General features: G+C 62.7%; 5 protein-coding genes. 1 reads left to right on the top strand and 4 read right to left on the bottom strand.

Features of this window, described 5'->3' with window-relative positions; all coding sequences use genetic code 11:
- Window positions 1-99: 99 nt before the first annotated feature.
- Window positions 100-1,449 (bottom strand): TonB-dependent siderophore receptor, encoded by a 1,350-nt coding sequence (locus H0W40_RS11585; protein ID WP_292446304.1) that lies wholly within the window; start codon window positions 1,447-1,449, stop codon window positions 100-102.
- Window positions 1,450-2,514: 1,065 nt separating this feature from the next.
- Window positions 2,515-2,790, bottom strand: coding sequence for a hypothetical protein (locus H0W40_RS11580; protein ID WP_292446303.1), 276 nt, complete (start codon window positions 2,788-2,790; stop codon window positions 2,515-2,517).
- A 1,310-nt stretch (window positions 2,791-4,100) separates the two neighbouring features.
- On the opposite strand from H0W40_RS11580, the gene H0W40_RS11575 reads away from it, so the two are divergent.
- On the top strand, window positions 4,101-5,126 hold the full coding sequence (locus tag H0W40_RS11575) for a hypothetical protein (protein ID WP_292446302.1): 1,026 nt from the start codon (window positions 4,101-4,103) through the stop codon (window positions 5,124-5,126).
- A gap of 340 nt (window positions 5,127-5,466) precedes the next feature.
- Here H0W40_RS11575 and H0W40_RS11570 read toward each other — a convergent pair whose 3' ends face one another.
- Together H0W40_RS11570 and H0W40_RS11565 are read right to left on the bottom strand one after the other, a co-directional pair.
- Complete coding sequence (locus H0W40_RS11570; protein ID WP_292446301.1) at window positions 5,467-5,781, bottom strand: hypothetical protein; 315 nt, start codon at window positions 5,779-5,781, stop codon at window positions 5,467-5,469.
- Window positions 5,778-6,167, bottom strand: a complete 390-nt coding sequence (locus H0W40_RS11565; RefSeq protein ID WP_292446299.1) for a hypothetical protein — start codon at window positions 6,165-6,167, stop codon at window positions 5,778-5,780. The genes H0W40_RS11570 and H0W40_RS11565 overlap by 4 nt, the downstream gene beginning before the upstream one ends.
- Window positions 6,168-6,204 lie beyond the last annotated feature (37 nt).

The raw sequence follows: 6,204 nt of genomic DNA, 5'->3' as shown, positions 1-6,204 counted from the left end.
TGGACAAGGCCATCGGCTTGGCTTGGTCGAATGACGTGTTCATCGACGAGGTCAACGACGGCGAAAGCGACCTGCTGTAGTCCCCTCCCAGCTTCTCGGTCAAGAGGGCCTTGAGGCCACGCTTACGTCGTAGTCGTGAAGGAATGCGGTTGCTGACAAGGAGGCGTCGGCGCCGAGCTTGACCCGGTAGCCGAGCTCGGCGACGTTGGCAACCTCCGAGGTGAAATTCGGACCACCGGCGATGATGAATGGCGGTTCAGTTGGCGCGAATATCTCGCGGTCGAAGCGTGCAGGAGACCTGACCGCGCGCGACAACGCCGTCCAGATATATGAGTCCGCCTTCAACGCATAGCCGAGTCGAACGCTGGGCAGCGGCTCCCAGCCCGAGTACGGGTTGTGCTCCATGCGCAAACCTACCGTCAGTGCCAGCTTGTCCGTGACCGTGACCTCGTCCTGCACGAAGGCGCTGTACCAACTTAGCTGTTGCTCAGCCGGAAAGAACGCGAACAGCAGCCCCGGCTGGGAACTAGCCGTTGCACGCCGGTAACCCAGACCGGTGAGCCAGCGATGGCTGCCTATCGTGTGGCGGTATTTGGCTTCGACGTCGAAGATTTCGGCGTCTTCCTGCAGCAAGAACCGGTCGGTCCGCTCCGTGCGGTCGAAGTACGCTTGCACATCGAAGTTGCTCGCTTCGCCGAGCTGCCGCGACCACCGCCCAGTGACGTTCGAGCCCGACAGCTCAACGGCGCCGATTACCGGGCGCTCGTCGGTGTCGCTCTTGTACACACCGGCGTTCAACGTGACTGCATCAACGCCTCTGACCCAGTCGGCCCGCACGCCCGCAGCCGTGCCCTTGGCGGCGTCGCCGGCATCTCCGCCGCCTCGAAGCTGGCTGGCGTCACGCTCGAATGTCTTCACATGCGCGCGAACTGCGATGTCGTCGGAGACCGTGAAGCCGTAACGCCCAACCACGGTCTTTTCGAGGTTGCCCAAGGTCGTCGAGACAGACGGGCCTTGGGTTTTCGCTGCAGAGAGCGTCACAACGTTGATAACGCCATTGACCGCGTTGGTACCCCACGTCGCACCAGCCGGTCCGCTGATGACCTCGATGCGGTCGATGTCCGACGGCACGAAGTCTTGGGCATCCCAGAACACGCCCGAGAACAGCGGCGAGTAGATGGTCCGTCCATCCACCAGCACCAGCAGCTTGTTGGCGATATTGCCGTTGAAGCCGCGCGCGGAAATGGCGTACTGCCGGGCGTCAATCGCTGCGACTTGAAGATTCGGTGCCAGCCGAAGCGCTTCGGGCAGGGTCGTCACGCCGAGCCGGCGGATTTCATCGCCCGTGACGACGTAAACGGATGCAGCCGCCTCGAACAGCGGCTGGTCCCGGCGCGACACCGAAGTGACGACGACGTTGGCAAGCTGCTCGAGGCTGAGGTCGGCCAAGTTCTGCGCCAGAACCGCTGGCGGCATCTGCGCAGCCGCAGACTGTGGCCAAAATGTTGTGGCCCAGAAAAGCACGAGTGCCCAGAGACGCATGGGTACCCTCAGGGGCGGTGATTTCGGTCGGTCCACTTCGATTGCATCACTCCGCGCCGCACTGGTCAAGCACCCGCTGGACCCTAGCGGAACGGAATGCTACCGGACTTGGATTGTTGGGTACCGCCAACATCGTTGAGCGCCGTGGCAGGTCTTTGCAGCGGGCGTCGGTTGCCCGTGGAATGGGTGGTCAAGCCATAGCCGTCCTGCGTCGAGCGCCATTCCCGCTGCGGCGGCCAGTTGCCCCGCGCTTCCGCGCAGCGCACAGGCCTTCTATCTCGTTCTCAGGGAAAGCAGTCTGACCTACGATTTCCAACGACGGCAGCGATGAACGCAATCGCGCGAGCCGTGTCAGCGGCGACCCCCTGCCCGGGTGGCGCGACGGGTGGGACCTGAGCCACAATGCGCCCGCAGGAACCGGACCCAGCCATGTAGCCACTTCTTCTGAACCCAACTGCAGCCAGACTTCGCACCCAAGGTGCGTCCGTTGTTGGCTGAACTGATGGAGTTCAGAGATGCATGTTTCCTACCAGCGCGCTGCTGTCGCAGCGGAGCCAGCTACCCGCTCCACCTCAGACCAGACCCCGCCCCGCCGAGACACCGGGAAGTCCACGGTTCTCTGGGCATCGCGCCCCCTTCGGGTCCGAAGCGGGCGGCTCGTCGCAGTCAGGCTCAAAAGCAGCTGTGAACTGGAGGTTGGTCTCGTAGCACCGGATTCGGCGCAGATGCGTTGGGTCCGCGCCGATACGGTGCTGACCGAACCACAGGCTGAGCTGTGGGCCTCGACCTCACGGTTTGCCAGATAGTGCTGCGTAATGCGGCGGCCTCTCGAAGAGGTCGCCCCCTCACTTTTGACGAGCAAGCACGTTGTAGGCGGCCAGCCGACTGGAGTGGCCTAACCCGCACCGGGCGGCGGCGTCGGCGCAGAGCGGCGCTTTGTCCATTGAACCCATTCGCCGCGTCTTGGCCGAGTTAGAGGTCGTCCAGGTCTACCTCGATGGCGCGGTCGCGCTCTCCCATACGCTCGCGCACTTTTGCGAGCAACTTCCTGTCATCTTCAAAGTGCCGCGTTAGACGAGCGTCGGCGTCGGCCGTCACGACACCGTAGGGCAGCAAGCCTTCGATGGTTTCGAGCAATCCCGAGAGCATTCGCACTTCTTCGTCGTCAGGGCCATGCTGTGCGGGTCGCGCGCGCGTCTGCGCCCATCTGCGCGGGCGGATGAGCTTGGCTTTGCGGTCTGCGCGCACGTTACAGGTCCTCAATCGTAGTGTTCGTGACCTTGCCTGCCTTAGCGGCCCTGATAGCAATTAAGGTGAGGCGACGTTGCCGTTCCTTGCGGAGCGCTGCTTGGACGACCGCACGCTTTGCATCCAATTGGTCAGCCTGCAATTGCGCCAACTGCTGGGCGAGCGACCCAATGCGCGAACCTTCTCCTTTGGCGGTGTGGTCAGAATTCCGGCAGGAGGGCGGCATGATGCAAGTTTCCAGTTCGCGTTGATACGACGCAGCAAAAACCCCAAAATCACAGAGCAGCTTCGTCAGGACGCGCCCGGGGTGGGTGGGCGGAGCATGCCAGTAGGACTTGAACCAACGCCCGGCCCTGCTTCCGTCCCAAGGAGTGCGCCGCTGCAGGCATCCGCACCTATCCGCTGTCGTCGCGCTGAGCCAAGGCTCTGCGCCAAGAACGTGTAGCCGGAACTGGCTCGCTCCGCACTCAGTCTAGCGCGGGAATCACTCGACTGGCTCAGTCCTTGAATGGATTCATTTCTTCAAGCCTCACGTGCCGGCCATTGGGAGGCGTAAAGCTTTCGCTCCAGGTCGAGGATGGAACCTGTTTCTGGGACTCCCCAAATCTCCCGAACCCGCGCTCCGGCGTCACTCGGCGCGCGAAACCACCACGCGAGGAGGCGAAAGGCCGGAAGAGCGCGATATGGCAACGGGTCCGGAGTTATGTCGAGCGGTCATCAGCGGATTACACCCCTGCGTGCGGAAAAAGGACCTCACCTACGCGGCTGACAACTCAGGCAAACCTGCGCAAGCTGAATGGCGAGTGGCGCATCGTTATCCGACGGCGGCAGTTTAAGAATTTCAACGGCGCAGCGAGGGACCGCGACTACGACATGCCCGTGCGTCCAGAGGTCTGGGCGGACATCGAACGCTACCTGCGCGAATACCGGCCGATGTTGCTGACCCGGGAACCCCTTCGTCTTCGTCAGCAGCCATTCGCCGTCCTCTGAGTCAGGGCCGCCGAACGGTTCTCTTCCCGACACTCCGCACAGGCGGGCCAGCTCTGCGCAACCGCGACCCGTGTGACGTGGCCGCGCATGAACGGGGGTTTTGGGAAGGCCCATGACGCGTGGCTGCGACAGCCGCGCCTTGCGTCGTTGGCCGGAGCCTAAGTTAGACTGTGCAGGTGCGCTTGTCGGCGCCCGCTGCCCACCGTGGCCCACCTGGTTCGCCGGGACGACTCCTCGTCTTAATCTTTGCCGGGCCCCCTTTCGTGGCGGAACTCAGCAGTGGGCACTGAGCTATTCCGCTTCAACGAATGGAGCACCCCATGATTCACATTTCCACCACGGCCACAGTCGCCGAAAAGCTCAAGCGTCGCGCCAAGACACTCCGCAAGGAAACTGGCACGTCCCTCGCGGTCGCACAAGACGCCGTCGCCAAGCAGGACGGCTACCGGAGTTGGAAGCACCTGACCGTCTGCGCCGAGCGGACAAGGACGATGCTCAGGGCGCTACCCCTGCTCCCGAAGCTGCTTGTTGAGACGTTGGCCGCTGAAGCGAAAAGACAACCGCCCGGCGAGCAGTCCGTGCTCGCTTTTCGCTCGGGCCTGGTCTTTGCGATGGACGTCAAGGACGCGGACGGTATTGCCCTGGGTGACTACGTCGTTGAGTGTGATGACGCCTGGACCATTGCCGCTGCAGACATCTGGGGAGTCTTCGTCCACACCGCCGACGAGACGCCTTCGCACGCAGAGACGATGGAGCCCGACGAGCTGTTGGAAGCCGCGCATGAGGACCTGATGAACTACCGCCTGTTCCGCTACACAGGCGCCAGCACGCCAGTTGACCTCAATGACGCGTTTCGTCTCGTGCTTCGGCGCTATTTTTTCGTGCCTGCCTACGTCTGGCTCAAGGGGAAGTTCATCGACATGGCTTCGGTTCCGGAAGTGCGGGTCGATGGAAAGGCCATCTACCAAACGAACTTGAGCGCCGAGCAGCTTGCCACTTATGCGTCCCTGCCGCTCCCCCCGCCGGCAACCTCTGCAGCTACGACTGCGCCGACCTATCCGCCCCGGCGCGACATGGTTTGCAGGCTTGATGTCCGCAAGCTGGAGCCAGGGCTGTACGAATCACGGATGTCGTACGGCAACCAAGCGATGTTCTCCGACGCAGGCTTCACAACCATCCGCGAGGCGATTGAGTCTGTGTCGTTGAGCGACGGACCCGTTTACGCGGTCGAGGTCGCATATGAGGGGTTGGTTGTCGGCACGTATGCGCCTGAAGCATTGGCGGCATCTGCCGAGATGATTGCTAAGCACGCGGTTTCCACGTTGAGCGGTTTGAGGGACCGCTAAGAGGGGCGCTCGGCGAACCCGCTCACGGGGCAAACCTGAGCGGGTGCGCGGTTCTCCACACTTTTCATTCCGAGCTGCCGGCTCGTTCATGACTGGTCAGGGGTTCTCGGAAGGACGAGCGCTTGCATCGAGTGAGCCCAGCGAAGCATTGCACTCAACGCTGGCATGCCTAGAGGGTCCGATAGCCGCCGTTCAAGGAAAAGCAGTCCTGGCCCGACATCGACGTGCGCGACCTCCGCGGCGAGCACGGGAACGGCGTTCGCTGTTGCGCTGCAATTTCGGAGCTCGGAGCTCGGAGCTCGGTGCTCACTGCGGAGCCTGACGCTCATCGAACGATTGACTACGCCGATTCCTCGCGGTCTTGAAAGACCATCACCAGGGAACCCGCGACGATGCGCAGGTGAGACGACTCGTAGTTGCCGGATTTGTAGCGGTGCATCAAGTGAATGGCCACCGTTCCGCCGGCTGCCAGCGTGTCGACGAAGGACCGTGCAACTGGCGTCGGCACGCCGCTCACGTACTGACCTGAGTACTGGCCACGCATGACGCGCCCAAAGCTCGACAGCAGGAACCAACCGCGCTTGCCGAGCATGTGTTCCGCATATCGATGCAGCTGCATGTGCGCGAGCAGGAGGGCCTTGTCGTCCTGCGTCACCTCAGCTCTCCTTCACCTTCGTCGGGACGCTTGCACGCTTCAAGGTGGGCTGCCCACACTTCCGCCGTGACATCAGTCCATTCATGCGCAGCGTTGATGCGCGCCCAAGCGCGCCAGGTGTACTCAGCGTCGCTGTCGTGACCAGGCCTGCCGCTGAGCGCGTAGACGCGACCCGTCGCTGTGACGCCTCGCAGTGATGCGGCGTCAAGTGTCGCGACTGCACTGCTGACCCGGCCCTCCCTATTCTGAAGCGCGTATCCAACGAGGTGCCGCTCACCATGGGGCAACTGCATTACCTGCCAGCGCGCCAGCGTGAGCGATGGTTGCTCGCCTACCGGGGCTGTTCTCCAAACGCCACCGATGTTGAGGCCAAGGACATCTTTCATGACGGCGCTCCAAGAAAATGCTTCATCTCCAACTCGA

The sequence above is a fragment of the Methylibium sp. genome, assembly GCF_013817345.1.
In the GTDB taxonomy this organism is placed as follows: domain Bacteria; phylum Pseudomonadota; class Gammaproteobacteria; order Burkholderiales; family Burkholderiaceae_C; genus Methylibium.
Note: the sequence above shows the minus strand (reverse complement) of the source record. Positions and strands in the feature narration are given on the sequence as shown.

Excerpts from the sequence above, each read along its gene's own strand:
- H0W40_RS11575 (WP_292446302.1), top strand. The coding sequence starts at position 4,101 with ATGATTCACATTTCCACCACGGCCACAGTCGCCGAAAAGCTCAAGCGT.
- H0W40_RS11565 (WP_292446299.1), bottom strand. The coding sequence starts at position 6,167 with ATGAAAGATGTCCTTGGCCTCAACATCGGTGGCGTTTGGAGAACAGCC.